Origin of the sequence: Ruminococcus sp. CAG:379, from assembly GCF_000434255.1 — a bacterium.
Classification (GTDB): Bacteria; Bacillota; Clostridia; order Oscillospirales; family Ruminococcaceae; genus Ruminococcus_F; species Ruminococcus_F champanellensis.
The window spans coordinates 1-3,479 of sequence record NZ_FR894802.1; the positions used below are offsets into that span (position 1 = coordinate 1).

General features: G+C 46.5%; 4 protein-coding genes. All 4 read right to left on the reverse strand.

What is annotated here, in order from left to right; genetic code table 11:
• On the reverse strand, positions 1-168 hold a 168-nt coding region (locus tag QVO51_RS00380; protein WP_288167659.1), incomplete at its 3' end, for a zinc-ribbon domain-containing protein.
• A gap of 271 nt (positions 169-439) precedes the next feature.
• Positions 440-2,017 carry a lysine--tRNA ligase gene (lysS, locus tag QVO51_RS00385; RefSeq protein ID WP_022356763.1) on the reverse strand — a complete coding sequence of 526 codons (1,578 nt, stop codon included), beginning with the start codon at positions 2,015-2,017 and terminating at the stop codon, positions 440-442.
• Between the two features lie 42 nt (positions 2,018-2,059).
• The gene (gene greA, locus QVO51_RS00390) at positions 2,060-2,530 is read right to left on the reverse strand and encodes a transcription elongation factor GreA (protein WP_015558403.1); all 471 of its coding nucleotides are present in this window, start codon (positions 2,528-2,530) and stop codon (positions 2,060-2,062) included.
• A 204-nt stretch (positions 2,531-2,734) separates the two neighbouring features.
• A partial coding sequence (locus QVO51_RS00395; protein WP_288167658.1) for a hypothetical protein occupies positions 2,735-3,479 on the reverse strand: 745 nt, incomplete at its 5' end.

Here is a 3,479-nt window from a genome sequence, read left to right on the forward strand (position 1 = left end):
GCCCTTTGAACGAGCTTTAACGCTCGTTTCCCATTCGTGTCCGCAAGCGCCTTTCCACCACACTCTTTTATTTGAACCGAAGGTTATCTTATCAGGCGTCAGCGGTAAATTCCTCTCTGACCATTCAGGAATTAGCTCCGGGTGAACGCTTGCTAAACTGTTGCTCATAGTATAACCACCCCTTCCTCTGTGATTATCCTCATTATATTGAGAAAAACAGGATTGGTGTAGTTTGCGATGTAGTCCGAAAACTATGAGAAATGAAAGAAGCTCCTGAGAAGCAGTAACTTCTCAGGAGCTGTGTGAAACTTAAAATTATGCGATTTTTTAGTCTCTGCACCGTTTTTAGCACCGATTGGTGTAAATTTGGTGTAAAGAGGTAAATTTATTCGGTTTAGAAAGTCCCGAAACCCGCATAAACACTGGGTTTTTTCGACTTTTACTTGTCAATAGGCTTCATTGTCGGGAACAGCAGAACATCCCGGATGGATGCGCTGTCAGTCAGCAGCATCACCAGACGATCCAGGCCAAAGCCCAATCCACCGGTGGGAGGCATGCCATATTCCAGTGCGGTAACGAAATCCTCGTCCACGGTAGCATTGTTGTTGCCCTGGGCACGCTTCGCAGCAACCTGCCGCTCAAAACGCTCCCGCTGATCGATAGGATCGTTCAACTCAGAGAATGCGTTGCCCATTTCACGAGCGTAGATGAAATACTCGAACCGTTCGGTAAATGCAGGATCAGTGGGCTTCCGCTTTGCCAGGGGAGAATTCTCCACCGGATAATCGTAGATGATGGTGGGCTGAATCAGCTTTTCTTCCACAAATGCATCAAAGAAGGCGATCAGCACATGCCCCTTGGTGGCAGCATCTCCTTCGTCCACTTCCACGCCCTTTTCCTTTGCCACGGCACGTGCCTGTTCATCCGTTGCCCAATCGTTGTAATCCACACCGGCATACTTCTTCACAGCCTCCACCATGGTCAGACGCTCCCAGGGCCTGCCCATGTCGATCTCCACACCCTGGTAGGTGATCACATCACTGCCGCATACCTTCCGGGCAATGGTCCGGTACATATCCTCGATCAGATTCATCATGCCAATATAGTCGGTGTAAGCCTGGTACATTTCAATGGAGGTGAACTCCGGGTTGTGGGAGGTGTCCATGCCCTCGTTCCGGAAGATCCGCCCTACCTCGTATACCTTTTCAAAGCCGCCCACGATCAGCCGCTTCAGATACAATTCGGTCTCGATCCGCAGATACATATCCAGATCCAGGGCATTGTGGTGTGTAATAAAGGGACGTGCGGATGCGCCGATCTCCAGCGTATGCAGCACCGGTGTATCTACCTCCAGATAGCCCAGATTGTCCAGGTAGCTGCGAACCTCCCGCAGGATCTGGCTGCGCTTGAGGAAGGTGTCCTTTACGTCCGGGTTGACGATCAGATCCACATACCGCTGCCGATAGCGGATATCCTGATCCTTCAGACCATGCCACTTTTCCGGCAGGGGCAGCAGGGACTTGGACAACAGTACAATGGATTTGGCATGTATGGAAATTTCGCCCTTGCGGGTACGGAACACAAAGCCCTCTACGCCCACGATATCACCGATATCCCACTTTTTAAAGTCAGCAAAGGCTTCTTTACCAATCTCATTCATCCGCACATAGACCTGGATCCGGTCAGAACCGTCCCGCACATCGATAAAATTCGCCTTGCCCATGTCACGCCAGCTCATAATTCTGCCGGCAATGTGCACGATCTTTTCCTTCTGGGTCTCCAGCAACGCATTGAGCTTTTCCTCATCGCCGGCAGCCTCAGCGATTATCCGGGCTTCCTCTTTTTCAAAGGCAGCCTTCAATTCTGCATTGTGGGCATCCACCGGATATTTCGTGATCTCATAAGGATTCTCATGCTTGACCTTTAATTCATCCAGCTTTTCCAGGCGAACCTTCTTTAAAATATGGACATCCTGCACTGCTTCTTCCAATGCAGCGCTGTTTTCTACTTCACTCATGCAACTTTGCGGCAGCCCGGCGGCTCCGCACACTCCTTTCTGTTACTTGGAAATTGCTACAACCTCAAACTCCAACTCACCGGCGGGTGCCTCTACCAGGAAGGTATCGCCCACACGCTTTTTCAGCGCCGATTTGCCGATGGGAGATTCGTCAGAGATTTTTCCTTCCTTGAAGTTTGCCTCGTTGGTACCTACGATCTGGAGCCGCTCGATCTTGTCCGTGCCAACCCGGCGAATCTCAATGATGGAGCCCATACCGATCTCGTCCACGGAAATGTTATCATCTTCCACGATCTCCGCATTTTCCAGGGTGATTTGCAGCTCGGCAATCTCCGCTTCCAGGATGCCCTGTTCGTTTTTTGCCTCATCGTACTCTGCATTCTCGGACAAGTCGCCGAAGGAACGTGCCTCTTTCAGTTTTTGTGCTACTTCCGCACGGCGCACGGTAATCAGATAGCTTAGCTTCTGTTCCAGCTTTTCGTAACCCTCACGGGACATCTGCTTCTTTGCCATAGTAACAACTCCTCATTCACTTCAATATCAGGTTACACCTATACAATATATTAGTATATCAGATTTTTGCCGCCTTGTCAATAAAAAGCGAAGCATCTCCGTTTTAAAACATTAAATCAAGTATACTAATTTTAAGAAAAATGAGGGCTTTATACAATACAAGTCCGGTCTATGTATCAAACATTGGAACTGTAAAAGGTTAAGTTAAGGCAACGCCGCATAAACTTTGTCCGATGTTGCCCTAAGTACAATCGTAATCATATAAGCTGCTATACCAATCAAAGTGATCGTGAACCCGAGGTTCATGTTTTTCTCTATGATATCTGGAGAAATGACTTCGATGAACTTATCCGTTATGATCAATGAACCCTCTTCGGATTTCAGAGTTTTGGTATTAATAATGCTTGCATCATATTTGCTTGCATCGCAAACGATTCCACGAAATTCAACTTTTTCATTGGAATATTCATCATAAGATGAACTATCATTTTCTTCAGTACGATTATAAAACTTAGCGAAAATCTCTTTGTATTGCAGAGGAACTTTTATTGTAACACACTCGTCACCAATTATACACCAATAAATATCTTCAGCATTTTTATCCATACCGGTATTTGACATACCACATATTTTATTTGTTGAACCACAGAAATAAGTGCCGTTTGGAGAGCTTGAGACCGTATTTATCGCCCCTGCACTGTTGATCTTTACTGAAGTGTTCAGACCGTTACACATTATAATGATTCCGGCAACAACCCCGATTACTCCCAATAGACGTATAACATTTATCAATGGGCTCATCCGGATTCTCTTTATTTCACTTTTTAACAGAGGATCATTGTCTATCAAACTATATTCAGCAATCACTTCGTTGGAAAGAGACTCGTCCTTTTTTAATTCGTTGATAATAAAAAAAGCATGAAAGGTCGGGTATCCGTAAAGCGAGTTG

Bases quoted from the DNA above. Each gene is read 5' to 3' on its own strand.
- lysS (WP_022356763.1), bottom strand. From the start codon at position 2,017: ATGAGTGAAGTAGAAAACAGCGCTGCATTGGAAGAAGCAGTGCAGGAT.
- greA (WP_015558403.1), bottom strand. From the start codon at position 2,530: ATGGCAAAGAAGCAGATGTCCCGTGAGGGTTACGAAAAGCTGGAACAG.